Origin of the sequence: Lentilactobacillus laojiaonis (assembly GCF_020616595.1) — a bacterium.
Lineage (GTDB): Bacteria > Bacillota > Bacilli > Lactobacillales > Lactobacillaceae > Lentilactobacillus > Lentilactobacillus laojiaonis.
Map to the genome: position 1 here is coordinate 591489 of NZ_CP085278.1, position 20731 is coordinate 612219.

Annotated in this window: 20 protein-coding genes, 1 other RNA gene and 1 riboswitch; of the genes, 4 read left to right on the top strand and 17 right to left on the bottom strand. The window is 32.3% G+C overall.

All coding sequences use genetic code 11. The annotated features are described in order from the left end of the window. Positions 1–142: 142 nt before the first annotated feature. The 6 genes from LHL71_RS03140 to LHL71_RS03165 form a co-directional block, all read right to left on the bottom strand. Positions 143–337 (bottom strand): general stress protein B, encoded by a 195-nt coding sequence (locus LHL71_RS03140; RefSeq protein WP_227361549.1) that lies wholly within the window; start codon positions 335–337, stop codon positions 143–145. A 116-nt stretch (positions 338–453) separates the two neighbouring features. Next, complete coding sequence (locus LHL71_RS03145) at positions 454–975, bottom strand: folate family ECF transporter S component (RefSeq protein WP_227361563.1); 522 nt, start codon at positions 973–975, stop codon at positions 454–456. Between the two features lie 33 nt (positions 976–1008). Continuing rightward, positions 1009–1110, bottom strand: a riboswitch (THF riboswitch). A gap of 103 nt (positions 1111–1213) precedes the next feature. Continuing rightward, complete coding sequence (locus LHL71_RS03150; protein ID WP_227361564.1) at positions 1214–2749, bottom strand: multicopper oxidase family protein; 1536 nt, start codon at positions 2747–2749, stop codon at positions 1214–1216. A gap of 47 nt (positions 2750–2796) precedes the next feature. Further along, positions 2797–3495: a DUF1541 domain-containing protein gene (locus LHL71_RS03155; RefSeq protein WP_227361565.1), complete on the bottom strand. Its 699-nt coding sequence runs from the start codon at positions 3493–3495 to the stop codon at positions 2797–2799. Between the two features lie 112 nt (positions 3496–3607). Next, on the bottom strand, positions 3608–4471 hold the full coding sequence (locus LHL71_RS03160; protein ID WP_227361566.1) for a DegV family protein: 864 nt from the start codon (positions 4469–4471) through the stop codon (positions 3608–3610). Positions 4472–4495: 24 nt separating this feature from the next. Next, positions 4496–4909, bottom strand: coding sequence for a MarR family winged helix-turn-helix transcriptional regulator (locus tag LHL71_RS03165; RefSeq protein WP_227361567.1), 414 nt, complete (start codon positions 4907–4909; stop codon positions 4496–4498). A gap of 130 nt (positions 4910–5039) precedes the next feature. On the opposite strand from LHL71_RS03165, the gene LHL71_RS03170 reads away from it, so the two are divergent. Then, positions 5040–6761 (top strand): NFACT RNA binding domain-containing protein, encoded by a 1722-nt coding sequence (locus tag LHL71_RS03170; RefSeq protein ID WP_227361568.1) that lies wholly within the window; start codon positions 5040–5042, stop codon positions 6759–6761. Positions 6762–6776: 15 nt separating this feature from the next. On the opposite strand, the gene LHL71_RS03175 is transcribed toward LHL71_RS03170, so the two are convergent. From LHL71_RS03175 to LHL71_RS03205, 7 genes are all read right to left on the bottom strand, one after another. Beyond that, entirely contained in the window at positions 6777–9281 is a 2505-nt protein-coding gene (locus tag LHL71_RS03175; protein WP_227361569.1) for a carbamoyl phosphate synthase preATP-grasp domain-containing protein, read from the bottom strand. Next, positions 9271–10362: a carbamoyl phosphate synthase small subunit gene (locus LHL71_RS03180; RefSeq protein ID WP_227361570.1), complete on the bottom strand. Its 1092-nt coding sequence runs from the start codon at positions 10360–10362 to the stop codon at positions 9271–9273. Before LHL71_RS03180 ends, LHL71_RS03175 begins: the two co-directional genes overlap by 11 nt. A 28-nt stretch (positions 10363–10390) precedes the next feature. After that, entirely contained in the window at positions 10391–10918 is a 528-nt protein-coding gene (gene pyrR / locus LHL71_RS03185; protein WP_227361571.1) for a bifunctional pyr operon transcriptional regulator/uracil phosphoribosyltransferase PyrR, read from the bottom strand. A 116-nt stretch (positions 10919–11034) separates the two neighbouring features. Further along, positions 11035–11937 (bottom strand): RluA family pseudouridine synthase, encoded by a 903-nt coding sequence (locus tag LHL71_RS03190; RefSeq protein WP_227361572.1) that lies wholly within the window; start codon positions 11935–11937, stop codon positions 11035–11037. Between the two features lie 21 nt (positions 11938–11958). Then, a complete protein-coding gene (gene lspA / locus LHL71_RS03195) occupies positions 11959–12396 on the bottom strand; it encodes a signal peptidase II (RefSeq protein ID WP_227361604.1) in 438 nt (145 codons plus the stop codon). A gap of 17 nt (positions 12397–12413) precedes the next feature. Continuing rightward, a complete protein-coding gene (locus tag LHL71_RS03200; RefSeq protein WP_227361573.1) occupies positions 12414–14075 on the bottom strand; it encodes a formate--tetrahydrofolate ligase in 1662 nt (553 codons plus the stop codon). Positions 14076–14089: 14 nt separating this feature from the next. Next, positions 14090–14488, bottom strand: a complete 399-nt coding sequence (locus LHL71_RS03205) for an EbsA family protein (RefSeq protein ID WP_227361574.1) — start codon at positions 14486–14488, stop codon at positions 14090–14092. 33 nt (positions 14489–14521) lie between these two features. Between LHL71_RS03205 and LHL71_RS03210 the strand changes: the two genes are divergently transcribed. Next, a complete protein-coding gene (locus tag LHL71_RS03210) occupies positions 14522–14905 on the top strand; it encodes a ribonuclease HI family protein (RefSeq protein WP_227361575.1) in 384 nt (127 codons plus the stop codon). Here LHL71_RS03210 and LHL71_RS03215 read toward each other — a convergent pair whose 3' ends face one another. The 4 genes from LHL71_RS03215 to LHL71_RS03230 all read right to left on the bottom strand — a co-directional run bounded on the left by LHL71_RS03215 (position 14906) and on the right by LHL71_RS03230 (position 17505). Beyond that, entirely contained in the window at positions 14906–16033 is a 1128-nt protein-coding gene (locus tag LHL71_RS03215) for a THUMP domain-containing class I SAM-dependent RNA methyltransferase (protein ID WP_227361576.1), read from the bottom strand. It lies immediately after the preceding gene. 84 nt (positions 16034–16117) lie between these two features. Then, positions 16118–16497: RNase P RNA component class B (rnpB, locus tag LHL71_RS03220), an RNA gene on the bottom strand. A 19-nt stretch (positions 16498–16516) separates the two neighbouring features. Continuing rightward, positions 16517–16876 carry a cell division regulator GpsB gene (gene gpsB / locus LHL71_RS03225; RefSeq protein ID WP_227361577.1) on the bottom strand — a complete coding sequence of 120 codons (360 nt, stop codon included), beginning with the start codon at positions 16874–16876 and terminating at the stop codon, positions 16517–16519. A 56-nt stretch (positions 16877–16932) separates the two neighbouring features. Then, the gene (locus LHL71_RS03230; RefSeq protein ID WP_227361578.1) at positions 16933–17505 is read right to left on the bottom strand and encodes an SLOG family protein; all 573 of its coding nucleotides are present in this window, start codon (positions 17503–17505) and stop codon (positions 16933–16935) included. Positions 17506–17649: 144 nt separating this feature from the next. On the opposite strand from LHL71_RS03230, the gene recU reads away from it, so the two are divergent. Together recU and LHL71_RS03240 are read left to right on the top strand one after the other, a co-directional pair. Then, a complete protein-coding gene (gene recU, locus LHL71_RS03235; RefSeq protein ID WP_227361579.1) occupies positions 17650–18276 on the top strand; it encodes a Holliday junction resolvase RecU in 627 nt (208 codons plus the stop codon). Then, entirely contained in the window at positions 18277–20715 is a 2439-nt protein-coding gene (locus LHL71_RS03240) for a PBP1A family penicillin-binding protein (protein WP_227361580.1), read from the top strand. The last annotated feature ends 16 nt before the right edge of the window (positions 20716–20731 follow it).

Below are 20731 nucleotides of genomic sequence, written 5' to 3' on the forward strand. Positions count from 1 at the left end.
CCATTTTATTTATTCACTTTATCCGATCAATTTTACATCCCTAACCTACAACTTTATATTCTTAACCTACACACAAAAACTTACACACAAAAAAGGTCATCTGTTGATTTCCAACAGATGACCTTTTTTATTATATTCAGTTTTATTTACGTGCTTTCTTTGCTGCGTTACCTTTTTCTGCGATATCGTGATAGAAAGCTTTTGAATGTGTTGCGGCTGTTTGACGGCCACCTTTTGCACCAATTTCTTTATAAAATTCGTGTCCGTGGGTTGCCACAGTCTTCTTACCACCTAAACTACCATTGTATTGTCGTGTTGCTTTACTTTCTTTAGCCATAAGAAACACCTCCAAATTAATTTAAATGTAAGATACACATACATCAAATTAGGTTCCCCTTTATTTGATGTTGAATATATACTAGCAGGATTCTTTTTATTAGTGTTGTATCTTGCTCACTTGGTTGGGTTCTTTAGCCGCTTGAGTAGGCTAGAATTTAATAATAAATAAATTAAAATTATTTGAATGGGGGTAGTTATTAACTGTTTAACTAGTCTCATTGGAAATAATGCAGTAAATGGTGTATAGTACAAAATATTTACCCACCAAGTATTTAGGAAGGCATTAACAAATAATGAAATTAATACCTGAGCTAAAATAACTCTAATCCAAGTAATTCTATGATTATAGAAAAACAAGCTATATATTAATGCTCCTACAATTGCTGATATAGTAAATCCTGGAAAATACGGTACTCCTTGAATCAAGGTACCGACTATATCCAGCACTGCAGCAATTGATACTGACCAAACCATACCGTAGCAATAACTAATTACCGCGGTTACTAAAAAGACTAAGTTAAATTGAATTAACTGATTTCCTAAATTTATCTGATTTAGAATTAACTCCATTCCCATTAAAATCCCTAAAATAACTATATCCTGAGTTTTTAATTGATTTTTTTTGAAACCGATCATAAAAACCATCTCCTTAAAAAGGAGCTTCCCAATAATGGCGAATGCGGAAAATATATCGCAGGTCGCCTAACGACCTTTCGTTTAAAGTTCACATTCCGTTCCCTTAACACTTAACGCATATTTTCCTACTCCATAATTTTTACTCACCTATTGTATCATGTTTACTAACACTATACAGATTTTTATAAAATAAAAGGCTAGAATCATGGAAAATTCTAACCTTTTATTTTATATATTTTTACATCTCTGTATTAGTCTTTTCATATGAATCCATCCCACCAAGCCAGACTTCTGATTCAGGAATTTTTAATTCTTTTGCAAAAGCCTGCATTAATGTATTCATATCCATTAATCGATATTCTTTAGGATGATTGGGATCAAAGACTTCAAATTGGGCCATCATACCCCCATCTTCATGTTCAAGTATATGGCAATGGTTCATATATACCCCAGTTTTTGGACAAGTTACCTTAATTCTAACCGTCTCATTGGGATTTACTGATATCGTATCCTTTAGACCCAATTCATTAGGATAAGGGGCTTTTCCATTTCTTGAAACTACTTTAAAAAGGGTTCCATGCATATGATAAGGATGAATCATTCCACCATCCACTTCATTATTATTAGTTATATCCCAATATTCTGTATTACCTACTTGCTGGCGATCATCAATTCTCTGCATATTAAATTTCTTGCCATTTATGGCTACCGTTTCATCCATGCCTGACATTAAAACTTCGTGAATTTTTGTATTTTCAGTAACTGGATGGTCAACAATATCAACTAAGTGATCTGGAAGATTATCGCTATCCTTTTTAAAGTTATGAATTTTCAATGTTAAAATTGGAGTTTTATCAGAATATAAAATTACTTGATCACCAGGTTGGTAGTTACCAAAATCAACTACAACTTCATCACGTTCTGCGCAAGTGATCATTAACTTCTTCATATAAACCGGTTCTTCTAATAATCCACCATCTGAACCAATTTGTGCAAAAGTTAAATCGTCACTAAAATGTAGTCGCCATTCTCGTCGATTAGATCCATTTAAAATTCTAAAACGTACTTTTTGCGTTTTAACTTCAAAATATGGGTTTATTGTTCCGTTTATTAGCGGAACCGTTCCCAGGGTACCATCAGGATCATAATCTTTTCGATAATTAAATTGGTTATCTTCGTGAAAATTACGATCCTGCAAAATTAGTGGAATATCATCAATTCCATACTCCTTAGGTATGGGCAATTGATCCGTAATTTTATCTTTAATTAATACCATGGTTGCTAGGCCTTTCCAAACTTCTTGAGCAGTAGCAGGGCAAGGATGTGCATGTAACCATAGTGTTGCTGCGGGTTGATCAACTGTAAAATCAATATGATTGGTTTCACCGGGATAAACTGGTGCATGACAACCCCCATCTATAATTGGCCCAGAAACATTTAACCCATGCCAATGAAAAGTAGTCAATATCGGTAAACTATTTTTTAAATTAATATGAATATTTTTACCATTTTCAAAAACAATTGTCTTTCCTAAATAATTAGCATTATAACCAAATGTTTTAGTTTTTTTGTCAGGCAAGAATTGGGTTTCACCAGTTCTTGCCTCTACGGTATAAAAGGTATCGGTCTCAGTTTGATTATCTGGTTTTAATAGTTCTGGAATTTTTAATTTTTGAGCTGGAACCTCTTGGTTAACTTCTAATTCCTTATATGCTCCATCAGTCCTATCAATATCTTTTATATTATAAAAATACGAATCATAAATTTTTGACATAATTTTCTCCCCAAAAAATTAGTAGCTTATCAGCTTAAATTTTTACCTTATCGATATATTAAATCAGCATTAACCGGAATTTGGGTTGGTGCCCATTTATTCAATTTTTCTAATTGCTTAATTGATGTACCGTATTTTTGTGAAATTTCCCAATAAGTCATTCCAGGCTTTACTGTTAATTGATTAGTTGAACTGATATTTTTAACTGGCTTTAATTCTTCTTGAATAAACCAGCGATGATCACTCATAGGAGCTTGTCCTTTATACGCCGGGATGTTAACCATATACACATTCGTATCTTTAACTTGGTTTATTTTGGCAGTAGCTCCCTTCATTCCAGGCATATGGTTAGCTTCTAACACTACCTGATCTCCAGCTTTTAGCGGAGTAGAAGAATCCTTCATTCCTTTAAGTTCACGTTGAATTACCCATTTATGATTTTTAATATATTTATGGCTCACTGAATTATAAAAGTCTACGGAATACACATGGGTATGATAGGCGCCTGCTATCGTCGCAGTTGCGCCTTTCATTGTCATTCCCATATGATTCACTAAAACTGTTACCTTTTGACCAACCTTATAATCAGGATCATTAGCATGCTCTAATTTATTGAGTGATACTTGATTGGCCATAGGAGTGGCCATCATTATATTATTCATATCAGCATATGTATTATCAATAACTTCTGTAAATGTTGTTATTCCCCCAAGTACTAATAAACCTAAACAAAGTAATTTTTTCAAAAAATCTCCCCCTAAATTTATTATGGTACATAAATCATCATATCAAAAGTAGGTAGTTTTTTTACAAAATTAGTTTGCATAAAAAAATAGGCTTACCTATTTTATAGGAAGCCTATTTTTCAAAATCTCTTAACCAACCTAGTGCCAGGGCTTTTTCACCTAAGTGAGTACCAATCACTGGACCAAAATAACTATGTTCTACAGTCATGGTTGGATATTTTTCTTTAATACTTTTAGTCCAAGCATCCCCAGCAACCGGATCATTAGCATCAAGTACTAAAGCTCTTAATGGATATGGAGAGTTAGCCACTGCTTGAGCAAATAATTCTTCTACTCTTAGTAAAGCTTTCTTCCGAGAACGAATTTTTTCAAAAGCCACTATTTCGTGACTATTATCATCAAAGGTTAGTAATGGCTTGATTTTTAAAATCCCACCAATAAATGCAGAAGCATTAGATAAGCGTCCACCTCTAACTAAATTCTGTAAATCATCAACAATAAACAATTCATCGATTGTTGATTTTAAATCATCAAGTTGCTTAATAATCTCTTCAATATCTGCGCCTTGACTAGCTAACTTGCTAGCAACAATGGCCAAATATCCCATTAATTTTACAGTTATTTGTGAATCGTATGGAACTACTTTAATACGATCTATACTTGGTGCAATTTGAACTAATGCATTATAGAATCCTGAAATCGTACTAGCTAAATGTATACTGATTACTGCATCATATCCCTCATCAGCTAATTCATTATAAAATTCAATCATTTGACCAATTGGTGGTTGTGAGGTACTAGGAAATGACTGGGAATTTCTCAATTTATCATAGAATTCTTCATTAGTAATATCAATGCCTTCATTATAACTTTTGCCATCTATTATTACTGGAATAGGTACAACTTTTATACCATATTTTTCAACTTCTGATTCGTCCAAATACGCAGTACTATCAGTTACAACTGCAATTTTCATTAAATTTCACCTATCTTCTAAATTTTAAATCTGACTTAAACTATTATTTAGTCTCAATATCAATTTCTGAATAACTTGTTTTTCTTCATCAGACCATTGATTAAAAATTTTTCCATCCAGGTCCTTATTTAACAGTTCAATATTTTCAAATGATTGCTGACCTTTATTAGTTGCCGTATAAACTAATTGGCGCTTATCGTGACCAATTGCCTTTTTTATTATCATCGACTTTTCAACTAAGCGTTTCAACTGCCTAGATAGTGTTGATATATCTAAACCAGTTTGCATCGAAATTTTATCTTGTGTGTTATTACCATTAATAATCTGGTTTAATAAATTCCACTCAGCAATTGTTAAGCCATTGGCCTTGGTATTATGTAATATACGCAATTGATGTTTTTTAGAAACATCATTTAAAGAAAGCAAAATTTCATCCATAGCCAATACCTCCAAAAATTCAGTATACCTTAATTATTTGTGACTTACAAATTAATTTAAGAAATTTAGTAATTAACCAAAATTTGCGTTATACTAGTAGGTACTATCAATTTGAGAGCGAGGTATAATTATGTCATTTGACGGCTCATTTACGCATTCAATCAAAAATGAACTTCAAAACATGTTAAGTACCGGAAGAGTTAGTAAAATCAATCAACCCTATGCCAATGAATTAATTTTAACAATTCGAGCACACGGACACAATCATCAGCTTTTACTATCAGCTAATCCGACTTATGCAAGAGTTCAAATAACCGATATTCCTTATAGTAATCCCAGAGTACCAAATAATTTTACAATGGTTATTAGAAAATATCTTAGTGGAGCTATCTTAAATCAAGTTTCCCAATTAGATAATGATCGCGTATTGTATTTTGATTTTACATCTAGAAATGAACTTGGTGACTTACAGAATTTAAGGTTAATCGTCGAAATTATGGCTAGACACAGTAACATCATCTTAATTGACCCTAAAGAAAATAAAATTCTTGATGCAATTAAACACGTTGGTTCAGATGTTAATCGTTACCGTATGATCTTACCGGGAGCTACTTATATTAATCCTCCTAAGCAAGATTTAGTTAATCCATTTAGCATGGAAAATTTTGAAATAATCTCACAGTTAATCCACGATTTTCCCAATGTAGATGTTTTATCTCAAGAATTAAAACATCATATTCAAGGATTAGGTAATGAAACCGCCTTGGCTTTAGCTGATACTTTACACCAAAATAATAACTATAAAGAAAACTTCATTAGTTTTTTTGAAAAATTTAATAATCCTAAACCTACATTGAGTGAAAAATCTAACAATAAATTAGATTTTTCTGCTTTTCCCTATCAAATCGATGTTAAAAATAAATATTTTGATAGTTTAAGTAATCTCTTAGACGCTTATTTTAAAGATAACTCCCAACGTGAACGAGTGAGAGAACAAGGAGCTACTTTAATACATGTAATTAAAAATCAGCTTAAAAAGAATCGTAATAAGCTCAAAAAATTAACTAAAGAACTTAAGGAAACTGATAAAGCTGATGGATATCGTGTTAAAGGAGAAATTTTAACTACTTATCTATATAAAGTTAATAGAGGTATGACCTCCGTTGAACTAGAAAATTTCTATGATAATAATGCACCAATTAAAATTGATTTATCAAATCAATTATCACCTTCTGAAAATGCCCAAAAGTATTTTAAGCATTATCAAAAACTGAAAAATGCAATTACTTATTTAAATGAACAAATTGATATTACTAAAAAAGAAATTAATTACTTCGAAAATATCCAATCACAAATCGAAATTGCTGATCCAAAAGATTTAATAGAAATTCGTTATGAACTAGAACAGCAAGGCTATTTAAAAAATCATGAGCAACACAAGAAAAAACATAAAGTGGCTAAGCAAAAAATTAATAAGCCCGAAACATTTTATGCTAGCGATGGCACTATTATATTAGTTGGTAAAAATAATTTACAAAATGACCAGCTAACTTTGCATACTGCTGATAAGCGAGATACTTGGTTGCATACCAAAAACATTCCCGGATCACATGTTATCATTAAAGACTTTGATCCAAGTGAAGAAACCATCATTCAAGCCGCTTCATTAGCTGCCTATTTCTCAAAAGCTCGTGACTCTAGTAAAGTTCCAGTGGACTACGTAAAAGTTAAACAGATTAGAAAACCCAATGGATCCAAGCCTGGTTTTGTTATTTATGAAGGACAAAATACCGTTATTGTTGATCCTGATGAAGAAATCGTTAACTCATTAACTAAAAAAGACAATCACTAATAGTGGTTGTCTTTTTTAGTTAATATTTTTAAATTCTAATCTAGCTCCTACTTCTTGTTGCGTTGATCCAGCGTGTTGATTAGCTCTCAATTGATTGAAAGGAAACTGTGAAATCATATTGGCAACTCTTAAATAATGATCCGGCTTAACCATTTTTTCTAATCTATTAAAGTCAACATTTCCAACATTTTTCTTTACCAATACTCTTACCCAATTAACTCCAGTAATTTTTGATAAGAATGCTGTTTCCGTAATTCTAATTGGTCTAAAACCAATAAATTCAAATTGGTCGGTTAGCGAGTCATAATCAAATAAAACTTGGATTAATCCTTGATAGTCACTATTTTTCAACATGCTAATACTTTTATCTATTAAATAATTACCGTACTTAGTATGTTGCTTCATTGGCTGATAATAATTAGTAATATATTTTAAACTATTCTTATTATTAGCTGTATCTAACGTCGTAGTAGTAATTGGTAATATATTATTTCCATCAATAAATAGATCAACTGCCGTATTAGCTTTATTTTTATTAAAACTAGTTTTTTCCTGATCTGGTGGTAAAATAATCACTTTTAAATTTTTAAATTTGCGTAACTGTTTAGTTAAATAATGACGATTACCAGGAAGAAAAACATATTCTGGCTTTTCTATTTCGACAATATTCAATATATTTCCCAATTGAATTGGTTCAATATACTGTTTATTACTTAAGTGAGGCACTAATGAGACTGCATTAGGATTGGTATTCATAATAATAGTTTTAAATCCCAACTTATGTAATTCAATTAATACTTGGGTAGTATAGTAATCTGAAGCGGTATTAGGTCCTAATTGATTGCCGCCTCTACCTATAACTAAAGCTGACTTACTATTAAAAGGGCTACTTTCATTTTCTAATTCATAACTACTATAGAAAATATTCGTCTTTTCAATGAACTCGCCAGCACTCGGTTCCACTTCCTTATAAGTAACCCGGAAACCATTGTCCTGGTTAATTTTACGAATACTCATAATATCTGTATTCCATAATTCAGCCAACATACCGTCACCAAAACCATATTTATGGCCAATCTTAACGGCTTCACTACATAATGGATGGTTCTTTACATATTCTTGAATTTTTAACAATTGATTGATTTTATAAAAATAAAATTGGTCAATTTTAGTTAATTCTGATAATTCATCAATTGAAAAGCCTCTTCTAAGAGCTTCAATTAAAATCAACATCCGATTTTCTAGAGGGTGAATCAATTGCCTAATTAGACTATCTTCATCCATTTTTTGAGCAGTTGGTAAAATATCTCGTGGAGAATATTGAGAACTATGCATAGCTTTAATAATCGCCTCTTCGACACTTCTTCCAATACCAATTACTGAACCAACCGACTTAATCGTAGTGTTTAGATGTCTATCAGCATCGGGAACATCTTCAAATGGCCATAAAGGAATTTTAACAACCGTATGGTCCAAGGTAGGTTCCATGATCGCTAAAGAATTCCCAAATCTTTCCGGCAATTTAATTTCAGTCAACAGAATCCCTAATTCTAAGAATCCAGAAATATAAGAGATTGGATAACCGGTAGCTTTTGATGCTAGCATAGTATTTCTTGTAAAAAACGGACTTACCTTAGTTACGTAATACTTATCATCCGTTCGGCTCTGCGCAAATTGAACATGACAGGTTCCGTTTAAATTAAGAGCATCCATAATTTTAAAGGTTGCTGATCTTAATCGCTGATACTCTTGACTTACTAACGTCTGGGTAGGTGCAAAAATTATAGAGTCTGCTGAATGAATTCCGATGGGGTCCATGTCTTCTAATCCCGAAACTAAAATTTTATTCCCTACTACATCTCTAACCCCTACCATTTCAATCTCTTTTAATCCCACAATACTTTGTTCGATTAAACATTGATTGACATAAGTACGACTAAAACTGTACTCCAAAGCCGCTTGCAGTTCCTCGCCATTTGAACACAATTTTCGACTAGTATCTCGATTAGGTGAAATTGGCTTAACAATTACTGGAAAACCAATTCCTCTAACAAAATCAAAAGCTTCTTCGTAGTCATTAACTATCTTTGATGAAATGATTGGTTCATTAATTTCCGATAGCAAATCATTTAAATTATTATCATTAATAATTTTAGCAATGTTATCTTTAGAAATTCCCAAGATTTGAACATGGTTTCTTTCTAAAACTCCACTATCTATTAATTGCCAAGTTACTTGTAATCCATTAAGTCCACTAACAGTAGGCAAAATTGCATTGGGTTTCTCTTTTTCAATTAAGCGTTTTACGTTTTCAAAATTAATTTCTTGATAGTAAACATTAGCCGGTTGAATTTCCTCACTCACTACTGAAAAAGGATTGTCGTTAATAAAAATTACCTTAATTCCCATTTTCTTTAAAGCCATTAATTTTTCAAAAGCGCTCGCATCTAATTCATTTTCAATTCCTAACTGAGTTGGTCCACTTCCTAATAATAATACTTTATTAATGTTAGAATCCATAAGCTTGTCTTCTCCTGGTTGCCATAGTTTCTATAAAGTCATCAAATATATCATCGCGATCCTTAGGTCCGGGGGAACCATCCGGTGAAAACTGAAATGACACTGCTGGATAATCTCGATGTCTTAATCCTTGGATCGAACCGTTAATTAGGTCTAAATAAGTAATAAAAAGTTTTGAGTGGTCAACAGATTTAAAATCAATTTGATAGCCTTGCTCTTGATCCGCAAACAGTAATTCATTAGTTATAATTTCCCGAATAGGATGATTACTACCATGATGCTCAATAAATAATGGGTTTAATTTAGCACCATTAGCAATGGCGAACAATTCATGTCCCAATCCAAATGCAATTAGTGGAACCTCAGATTGAACATTTCGAATCATTTCTAAAACCCCAGGCTTAATGTCATTAGGATTTCCAGGACCGGTTGATAAAACAATTCCATCAGGATCCAAATCCAAAATTCGTTCACTGCTAGTATCATAAGGAACTACTGTAACGTTGCATTTTCTTTTTGATAGCTCCCTAAGCACTCCAAATTTTAGTCCAAAATCTATTACTACAACATTATCGCCATCATTAGGATTGGCATAAGGCTTGGGAGTTGAAACTTGAGCTACTTGTTGATTAGTTAAAACTGTAGCCGTCAATTGGTCAAATGCATGCTCATCATCAACATCCACAATACTTGCCTTCATATTTCCCACTTTTTGTAAATGGTGTCTTAATTGGCGAGTATCAATGTCATAAATTCCCGGGATATTATGTTGTTTTAAATATTTATCAAGTGAAATTCTTTTAAAATGATCGGTGGCTAAATTTTCATACTCTCTAACAACCACACCTTTAGCAGTGGGCTGGACTGACTCATATGAATTTTGGTCTAATCCAGTGTTACCAATTGAAGATTGCGTAAAGACAATGATCTGATTGTGATATACCTGATTAGTAATTATTTCTTGATAGCCATTCATAGTAGAGTTCACGACAATTTCCCCGCTAGTTGTCGCTAGTGAACCAAACGCTTTGCCTTCATATGAGGTTCCATCTTCTAATATTAAATACCTTGTTGTTGTCATCTACATCCCTCATTAAATGCTTTAGTGTCTATTTAATCAATTCGACTGTATCTTTATTATCAATTTCAGATACAGACACTTTAATTCTTTCATGTTTTGATGTTGGGATATTTTTACCAACAAAATCAGCTCTAATTGGCAATTCTCGATTACCACGATCAATCAATACAGCCAAATTTATACTCTTAGGTCGTTGAATTTCCATTAAAGCACTTAAAGCAGAACGAACCGTTCTACCAGTATATAATACATCATCTACTAAGATTACTCGTTTACCTTCAATAGAAAAACTAATGTCGTTATTAAATTTATCACGATTAGAACCTTCATGGCTAATATCATCACGATAATTGGTTACATCTAACTCGCCTACTGGAATATCTATATTTTCAAGCTGCTTTAATCTATTAGCAATCCTCTTAGCTAAAAATACACCACGGGTCTTTATTCCGACTAATACCAAGTTGTCAACGCCCTTGTTTTTTTCAACTATTTCATATGTAATTCTGGTTAAGGCACGTTGCATAGCCATTTGATCTAATATAGTTTTATCCATTTTAGTGAACTCCTTAATAAATATCGGTATTTTAAAACCGGGAAAGATTCCCGGTTTTAAAATTATAATTTACTTAATTTAATATCAGAATAAAAAAACAAGTTAGTTTTGTCAAGCTAGCTATTATTCCTTATTGAAGCTAATGTATCTTTAAATATTTTAGGTAACGGAACCGTAAAGTCCATCAATTGCTTACTAGTAGGATGAGTAAATCCTAATTCCCTAGCATGCAAGAATTGTCCATTTCCTTTAATTGTTTTATTAGGTCCATAAAGTGGATCCCCAACAACTGGATGATTAATGTACTTCATGTGTACCCTAATTTGATGGGTTCGGCCCGTTTCTAATTGGCATTCAATTAAAGTGTACTTTTCAAAGCGTTCCACTACTTTAAAATGTGTGACTGCATTTCTACCACCAGCAACTACAGCTTGCTTTTTACGATCTTTAGGTGAACGACCTAGAGGAGCATTAACCGTACCTGAATTTTCTTTAATAACTCCATGAACTAAAGCATAGTATCTTCTGATATTGGTTTTATTTTTTAATTGTTCTGATAAATCCTTATGGGCATTATCATTTTTTGCAACCATCAGCAATCCTGAAGTATCCTTATCAATTCGATGTACAATTCCAGGACGTAATTCACCATTTATTTTAGATAATGGGGAATGAAACATTAATGCATTAACTAAAGTATGGTTTTTATGACCTGCAGCCGGATGTACAACCATTCCTTGTTCCTTATTTACTACAATTACATCATCATCTTCATAAACAATATCCAAAGGAATATCTTCTCCAACCAATTCAAGTATTTCGGGTTCAGGAAGATTAATTTCGATAACATCATCTACTTTAATCTCGTACTTTGGTTTGACCGTTTTGCCGTTAACCAAGATATTTTGATTTTCAATTAAAGTTTTAGCTTGTGATCGACTAATCTCTTCATTAACGATTGATATAAATTTATCTAAACGTTCTCCAGCTTGATCAACCACAATTTTTTTAGTTTCCAAAAATATAGTTCTCCTACAAAATTATTCTTCTTTTATAAATATAACCAGCAAAACAATTACCCCAATAGTTAAACATAAGTCCGCAAAATTAAATATTGGAAAATTAATAAAATCTAGTTGAAACATATCAGTCACATATCCCACACTAATTCGATCAATTAAATTTCCGATTGCTCCAGCCAGCATTAACGTAATACTAGCAGCGTATGCCTTATTAGAACGATATCTAAATAAAAAATATACTAAGATAATCGATGCGATAATTGCACTTATTATAAATACCCATTGCGATCCAGACATAATACTCCAAGCCGCTCCAGTATTATTTAGTCTAGTTAAAGAAAAAATTCCTGGAATAATCGTTTTAACTTGGCCTAATTGAAAATTATTAACAATGGCGAATTTAATTATCTGGTCAATTGTTATCAATAAACAAGAAATGATTAAATATATAATTATCATCTTTAATTTCCTAACTAAAATAAACCTGTAATTTTACCATTGTTATCAATATCCATATTCAAGGCAGCCGGATGAGTAGGAAGACCAGGCATCGTTAAAATGTTACCAGTCATTACTACAATAAATCCTGCACCTAGCTTAGGAACGATATCTTTAACATGGATAGTAAAATCGCTAGGAGCATTTAATTTTTGTGGGTCATCACTAAAAGAATATTGGGTCTTAGCAATACAAATTGGTAAATTGTTAGCATCCATTTTAGCTAATTTATCAAGTACCTTCATTGCTTTTTTATCAATATCAACTTTATTTCCACCGTAGATTTTTTTCGTAACAGCTAATATTTTATCTTCAACTGATTCGTTAACATCATAGATAGGATAGAATTGATGTTCCTCATTACAAAGATCAATCAACTTACTTGCTAAATCAGTAGCTCCAGCTCCACCATCTGCCCAAGCAGTTACTAAAGAACTTGAGACGTGTAATTGGTCTTTAATGTAATTTTGTAAAGCTTGAACTTCCTTATCTGTGTCTGAAGGGAATCGATTAATTGCAACGATTACGGGTTTGCCATACTGTTGCATTCCTAATACATGTCGATCTAAATTTTTGACCCCTTTTAACATTAAATCAACATTTTCAGTATCTAATTCATTTTTATCCATTCCACCATTCAGCTTCAAGGCTCGGATAGTGGCAACTACAACTACTGTATCAGGCTGTTTATTTAATTTAGGAGTAACAATGTCCATAAATTTTTCTGCCCCTAAATCAGAGCCAAATCCTGCTTCGGTAATTGTATAATCTGCGCTATCTAAGCTAGCCTTGGTAGCCAAAATACTATTACATCCGTGGGCAATATTAGCAAATGGTCCTCCATGAATAAATGCAGGAGTATGTTCAAGAGTTTGGACTAGGTTAGGCTTAATAGCATCTTTTAGTAATAAAGTGATAGCTCCTTGAACTTTTAAATCAGCCACTCGAACTGGTTGATTGTCATAAGTATAGCCGATCAAAATGTTACTAATTCTATATTTTAAGTCATCAATATCAGTTGATAAACATAAAATTGCCATTAATTCACTAGCAACTGTTATATCAAATCCATCCTGACGAGGTACTCCAGAAGTCTTACCGCCTAATCCGACCACTACTTGTCGTAATTCTCGATCGTTAACATCTAAAACGCGTTTCCAAATAATTTGACGAGGGTCAATATTTAATTCATTTCCATGTTGGATATGATTATCAATTAATGCCGCTAAAGTGTTGTTAGCTTCAGTTAATGCATGAAAATCACCGGTAAAGTGTAAATTAATATCCTCCATTGGTACTACCTGAGATTTACCTCCACCAGTTGCTCCCCCTTTAATTCCCATAACTGGTCCTAAAGATGGTTCTCGTAAAGCCAAGCAGACCCTTTCACCTAACTTGGTGAATCCATCCCCTAATCCAATAGTAACCGTTGTTTTTCCTTCTCCAGCACTAGTTGGATTAATAGAGGTTACCAGTATTAATTTTCTTTTAGTTTTTTGATTATTAGTTGGAATACTGACCTTAGCTTTATAATTACCATATTGTTCTAATTGATTTTCAGGAATATTAATTTTTTGGGCAACATCTTTAATATTCCATAAATCAGCTGATTGAGAAATTTCAATATCTGTTTTCATAATCTCGCTCCAATCTAAACTCTATTTTTAGCTTCTTCAATTAAATTACTAATTTCAATGACCGAATTAGATGGCAAAATAAAATTATAAATTTTATTATTTACAATAATCCCTAAGCGATATTTACTTACAATTATTTTTTGAATATCATGTAAATTTATAGTTAACCAGTGCGGGTTAATTACCCGACTAACTATAAATTGATCATTAAATATTTCTATATTTCTATAATGAATTTCAATCCAAGAAATTAGCAAGAAAAATAGAAAGAAAAATAAAGTTATCCACTGAAAATGAGTAATTTCTAACCAGGTAATTATTCCAATAAAAAAGATTACCAACGTCCAGCTCCAACAAATTATACTAGTCAACGTTCCAGGTTGATATAAAAAACGTCTTTTTTGAGTTATCATAATATAAAACTCCTTTTAGAAAGAATGAATTAAATGATTAAACTGTATACTGATGCTGCCGTAAATAAAAACTTCAAAACAAGTTCCGCCGGTATCATAATTATTAAAAATAAACAACAATATCAATTTAAATTTAAATTAAACACCTTAGATAATCACTTAGCAGAGTTTGAAGCAGCCATATTAGGATTTAAGACTTTGATCAATAATTTTGATACTAATAATGAAATTATTATGTTTTTTACTGATAGTAAAATCATTAAAGACAGTCTTAATAAACAATATGCTAAACATTATCAACCACAAGTTGATGAATTAATTAAATTAAACCGGTCTTTTAATACTGTAATTACTAATTGGATTCCAGAAAAACTAAATCAAGGGGCCCATAATTTAGCAATTCAGGGATTAAAATAGTTATCTAATTTTTTTACCCCAGTATTGGAAATAATCAGTTCTAATAGCTCCATTATATAACTTACGTTTTTTAGTTGCTTTATCACCATAAAATTTTTCGAATTCTAAATCACTAGTTAAGAAATATTTTGACCAACTAGTTAGAGGGTTAAATACCTTACCCATTTCTTTATATAGTTTTTGGACCTTAACTTGATCGCTTAATCGTTGTCCATATGGAGGATTACCAATAACTACACCATTTATTTTATCAGTTTTAAAGTCCGCTACTGCTAATTGCTTAAATTTGATATCTTCACTTAAACCAATTTCTTGGGCATTTTGCTTAGCAATGTCAATCATTGATCCATCAATATCAGTTGCCAAAATATCAAGTTCAATATCATAATCCGCCAATGAATCAGCTGCATCTCGTTCGCTTTGAACCATATCATTATCAATCCAAGGCCATTGTTCACAGATAAATTCTCGATTAAATCCAGGAGCAATATTTCTACCAATCATAGCAGCTTCAATTGCAATTGTTCCAGAACCTGTAAATGGATCTAGTAATGGCATATCTGGATACCAATTTGTTAGCATAACTAGCGCAGCGGCTAAATTTTCTTTTAATGGAGCAGGTCCTTTAGCTACACGATATCCTCGTTTAAACAAACTAGATCCACTAGTATCTAAAGTAATCATTACATGATCTTTATTAATTGCTACTTCTAACGGAAATTTAGCACCAGTTTCAGGCAATCGAGTATGCCGATGGTAAGTATCACTTAGTTTATTAACAATCGCCTTTTTTACTATTGCTTGGGCATCAGGAACACTATGTAACTTAGAGTTATGTGATTTACCTTCCACAGGAAAATTAGCATCCATAGGCAATAATTTATCCCAATCTAAAGCCTTAGTTTTTTCAAATAATTCATCAAAAGTAATTGCATCAAATTCGCCAACAACAATTTTAATTCGGTCAGCAGTTCTTAACCATAGATTAGTTCTAATAATATCGTTAACCGTACCACTAAATCTTGCACGACCATTTTCAACACTTACATCGTAATCTAATTTTCTAAGTTCTTTACCAACTAATGATTCAATACCAGCTGCACATGTAGCTATTAGATTAAATTTCATATTTTCACCCTGCTTAAATTTAAATTATAATTTTAGATAATAAAAAAGTGGGAGCAAGCTCCCACCATCCTGTATAGTGTAAATTCCTGTAAGCCATGTTTTGTGCTTACTTAATCCCAGGAAAAATTAAGTAAGTAGTAATCATCTATCTCAGAGATATTGCTATCTCTCCCCCACACTTGGTTCATTTTCCGTGTGTGAAGCTCCCCTACCATAAGTTTGGGTTTCCCGCTCGAGGGGTTTACCGCGTTCCACCGAAAAGGTTTCCCTAATCGTATCGTCACTGTGGCACCTTAAGGATCGTTAAGCATAGTTTACACCTTAGCTCTTCAATCCGCCGTTATCCATTATAATGGATACCCCGGCTTATTTTTTCACCGAGCACGAACACTACAAGCATCACAGCTTGTGCGAGCATGGACTTTCCTCAGCTGATATTAAACCAGCCGCAATTACTCAAAATTTACACCATATTAAATTATTTTAAAGACGATGAGAATCGTTTGAATTCATATCTTGTGAACCAAACACACGTCGCTCTAAATTAGATAATCTTTTTAAAATATCCATATTTGTTGCACTAGACATTGGTTGTACAGATTGTCTACTTGTTGATGAAATTGGTTGGCTGCGGCCAACTGACACTTGTTTGGTCAAATCATCAACTTGCATTCGAAGACGTTCATTTTCTTCACTCAAACTTTGTACTTCTTTACCTAAGGTTTCATAGTCCTTAATAACATTATCCAAGAAACCATCGACATCATTTGGATCATATCCGCGCATCTTTTGGCGGAATTCTTTTTGAAGGATGTCTTGTGGAGTATAGTTAACATTTTCCATTATCCATTACACCTCGTCATTAATTTGCAACAAACTATATAATATACTAACACAATTTATTCAAAGTTCAAACCATTATTTAAACTTTCCTGATATTCTATTGCAAATTCCTGCAAATCATCAAAATTAATTAGTTTATATATATATGAATGTGCTTTAGAAAAATTTTGTATCGCATCGTAATCGTACTGAGACTTTCCTGTATGTTCTAAATCATATACTAAAATTGATTGATCTGTGTGAGAAAGCATAAAATCTTGATAATTTCTTAATTGTTGTGGATTTTCATACGGTCTTTGACTCACCTCACCGAAAAAATCGACTTTATTTTTAAGATTTCTCAATTTTTCCTGATTAATTTCATTCCATTGATTTCCAAAATTGCTAAATGGGGTCATTAAAGCAGTTTTAAACTCACCAGTGTATTCCTGCCTTAATTCATTAGCAACTTCTAAGCTCCATTGTTCAATTCCTAATTGACCACCACTAATAATCCAGTTAGTACCATTTTCAATTGCCAATGATAATTCCTGTTTTAGCGCCCACTTAATAACATCGGCTTTAATATCTTTATCGTTAAATATTCCTAGTTCGTAACTTCTATATCCTGTTATCCATAATCTATTCATCAATAATCTCCTACAATAAAGTAATTTTGGAAATTTTAATTAATTGTTTTATAATATACCTTTATAATATTATCTCATGTAAATTATATATGGATTTTAAAGTATAATTAATTTATGAATTATGAAAATATAAAGGAAGTTATCATGACAATTAAATATCCCAATGGAAAATCATTTATTCAAAATGATTCTAATCCCCCAAAAATTCATAATCATAACTCAATCAACTATGCTAAACGAGGAATGAGTTTAGAATCAGAAATTAATGATAGCAATCAATACTATTTGCAAAATAATATTGCGGTTATTCATAAGAAACCCACTCCGATAAGAATAGTATCCGTTGATTATCCCAAAAGAAGTGCAGCAAAAATAAAGGAGGCCTACTTTCAACAAGCTTCAACTACCGATTATAATGGAGTATATAATGGTAAATATATCGATTTCGATGCAAAAGAAACTAAAAATAAGACGTCTTTTCCACTAAGTAATTTTCATGAACACCAAATTGAACATATGCGAAAATGTTTAGCACAAGGTGGAATCTGTTTTGCAATTATTAAGTTTACATTAGATAATACAATTTTTGTTTTAGATGCATCAATATTGATTGACTACTGGGATAAACAGAATATTATTAATGAAAGAAAGTCTATTCCAAAAAATGACTTATTTAAAAAAGCCATACAAATTGATTACCAGATAAACCCAATAATTCCATATTTGGATGGAGTAGATATACTAATTAACCAGTTAAAAAAGGAGAAATAAATGGCAAAACCAAAACACAAAATTGCAAAAAAATCACGACCAATTAAACGTATCTTCCAAGTTATTTTAGCCCTATTTACCATTGGAATATTAGGAGGAGTTTCGTTATTTGCATTTTATGCAGCTACTTCACCCAATATATCAAAGACTGCTCTTTCTAGTGATAATTCCACTAAATTCTATGATTCTAAAGGAAAACTAATTTCGAGATTAGGAGCACAAAATCGAGATTATGTTTCTAATAAAGATATTCCTCAATCATTAAAGTCTGCAATTGTCTCTATTGAAGATCGCAGATTTTATAAGCATCATGGAGTAGACCCAGTTAGAATATTAGGAGCCGCATTTGCTAATGTTAAAAATTCATCCGGAATGCAAGGTGGAAGTACTTTAACTCAACAATTAGTTAAACTATCGGTATTTTCAACCGACGCTAAAGATCGTACTTTAAAGCGAAAAGCTCAAGAAGCTTGGTTATCAGTTCAAGTAGATAAAAAATATTCTAAAGATCAAATTTTAGAATTTTACATTAATAAAGTATATATGGGTAATGGTATTTATGGTATGCAAACTGCCGCCGAATACTATTACAATAAACCTTTATCAGAATTGAATTTATCACAAACTGCCCTATTAGCTGGTATGCCACAATCACCTACTTCATATGACCCTTACACTTATCCACAATATGCTACCAATAGACGAAACGAAGTATTAAACGCTATGGTAGATAATAAGGTAATTACTAGTGAGCAAGCTAATGAAGCCAAAAAAGTCAATGTTACTACTGATTTAGCAACTAAGCATAGCTCTACTCAAACTTCCCAAGCAACTGATAAATATGTTGATGCTTACTTAAAGGAATCAATTGCTGAATTAAATAAGCGTGGATATAAGACCAACAGTGGTCTAAAAGTTTACACTAACCTAGATCTTAGCGCTCAAAAGAAACTTTACAATGTAGCTAATAATGATCCTAGTATTTTATATCCAAGTAATGAATTCCAATTAGGAGCTACTTTAGTTGACGTTAATACCGGTAAGGTAGTTGCCATGCAAGGGAATCGATTAAACAAAGTATCTTTCGGATTAAATCGAGCTGTACAAACTGATCGTTCCAGTGGTTCAAGTATCAAGCCATTGATGGATTATGCACCAGCAATTGAATATTTAAAATATCCAACTTACCAAGCTATGCAAGATACCCCATTTACCTACCCAGGATCAGATAAACAATTAATGGATTTTGACAATCAATATGAAGGAACCATTACAATGCGTAAAGCATTAGTAGAATCAAGAAACATTCCGGCAATTAGAACCTTACAAAATGTTGGTATGGATCGAGCTACTAGTTTTCTTAAAAAATTAGGTATGAGTTTTGACAAACCTCTAGAATTACAAAACGGGATTGGAGCTTATATTTCCACCGAACAAGAAGCAGCTGCTTACGCCGCTTTTGCTAATGGTGGTACCTACTACAAACCATATCTAATTAACAAAATTGAATCAACCGATGGTCAAACTAAGGAATTTAGCAGTAAAGGACATAAAGTTATGTCATCTGCTACAGCCTTCATGATCACTAATATGCTAAAGGGTGTAATTACTGATTCAAACGGTTCTGGTACAGCAGCTAAGATAACTGGCTTATATCAAGCTGGTAAAACTGGATCTACCCAATATCCTTCGGACTACCTAGATAAGGTACCTTCAGAAGCTGCTATGGATTCTTGGTTTACAGGTTACACTCAAAACTATTCACTATCTGTATGGACTGGTTATGACCAACAATATAAAACTGGTCACTATATAACACAGGAGCAAACTAAAATTGCTCAAGAAATCTATAAATCAGTAATGACAGATGTTTCAACCAACGTCCCTAATACCGATTGGTCTCAACCAAATGACGTCGTAGCTACTAGGGTCAACGGTAAAACTGAATATTATGTTTCTGGATATCCTGGATCTGGTGGAGATGTAACAAACAATCAAACATCAAATCAAGTTACTAACAATCAAGCTACTACTAACAACACCAACCAAGCTAATAATTCTGTAACCAATGAAGCAAAAAAAGAAGAGGACAACCAAACACAAACAACCACTTCTGATAGTAATAAATCATCAGAAGGTGGTACCTCATCTAATACCGAACAAACTCCAGATGATAACACTACTAGCAATGGTGATAATACTTCAGAAGATAATACTAATAATGATAGTAAAAATAATGACACTAATACTAATAATTCTGATAACACTGAAGATACTAATAGTAGTAATGAAAATTCAAATACTACCAATTCAAATTCTTCTAACTCAAATTCTTCTAACTCAAATTCTTCTAACTCAAGTAGTAACAAATCATCAACTAATACCACTAATAATTCCAATAAATCTAATAACAACTCTACTAATAAAACTACTGAATAAAAAAAGAGCTTGGCCA

Bases quoted from the DNA above. Each gene is read 5' to 3' on its own strand.
- LHL71_RS03140 (WP_227361549.1), bottom strand. From the start codon at position 337: ATGGCTAAAGAAAGTAAAGCAACACGACAATACAATGGTAGTTTAGGT.
- LHL71_RS03145 (WP_227361563.1), bottom strand. From the start codon at position 975: ATGATCGGTTTCAAAAAAAATCAATTAAAAACTCAGGATATAGTTATT.
- LHL71_RS03150 (WP_227361564.1), bottom strand. From the start codon at position 2,749: ATGTCAAAAATTTATGATTCGTATTTTTATAATATAAAAGATATTGAT.
- LHL71_RS03160 (WP_227361566.1), bottom strand. From the start codon at position 4,471: ATGAAAATTGCAGTTGTAACTGATAGTACTGCGTATTTGGACGAATCA.
- LHL71_RS03165 (WP_227361567.1), bottom strand. From the start codon at position 4,909: ATGGATGAAATTTTGCTTTCTTTAAATGATGTTTCTAAAAAACATCAA.
- LHL71_RS03170 (WP_227361568.1), top strand. From the start codon at position 5,040: ATGTCATTTGACGGCTCATTTACGCATTCAATCAAAAATGAACTTCAA.
- LHL71_RS03175 (WP_227361569.1), bottom strand. From the start codon at position 9,281: ATGGATTCTAACATTAATAAAGTATTATTATTAGGAAGTGGACCAACT.
- LHL71_RS03180 (WP_227361570.1), bottom strand. From the start codon at position 10,362: ATGACAACAACAAGGTATTTAATATTAGAAGATGGAACCTCATATGAA.
- pyrR (WP_227361571.1), bottom strand. From the start codon at position 10,918: ATGGATAAAACTATATTAGATCAAATGGCTATGCAACGTGCCTTAACC.
- LHL71_RS03200 (WP_227361573.1), bottom strand. From the start codon at position 14,075: ATGAAAACAGATATTGAAATTTCTCAATCAGCTGATTTATGGAATATT.
- LHL71_RS03205 (WP_227361574.1), bottom strand. From the start codon at position 14,488: ATGATAACTCAAAAAAGACGTTTTTTATATCAACCTGGAACGTTGACT.
- LHL71_RS03210 (WP_227361575.1), top strand. From the start codon at position 14,522: ATGATTAAACTGTATACTGATGCTGCCGTAAATAAAAACTTCAAAACA.
- LHL71_RS03215 (WP_227361576.1), bottom strand. From the start codon at position 16,033: ATGAAATTTAATCTAATAGCTACATGTGCAGCTGGTATTGAATCATTA.
- gpsB (WP_227361577.1), bottom strand. From the start codon at position 16,876: ATGGAAAATGTTAACTATACTCCACAAGACATCCTTCAAAAAGAATTC.
- LHL71_RS03230 (WP_227361578.1), bottom strand. From the start codon at position 17,505: ATGAATAGATTATGGATAACAGGATATAGAAGTTACGAACTAGGAATA.
- recU (WP_227361579.1), top strand. From the start codon at position 17,650: ATGACAATTAAATATCCCAATGGAAAATCATTTATTCAAAATGATTCT.
- LHL71_RS03240 (WP_227361580.1), top strand. From the start codon at position 18,277: ATGGCAAAACCAAAACACAAAATTGCAAAAAAATCACGACCAATTAAA.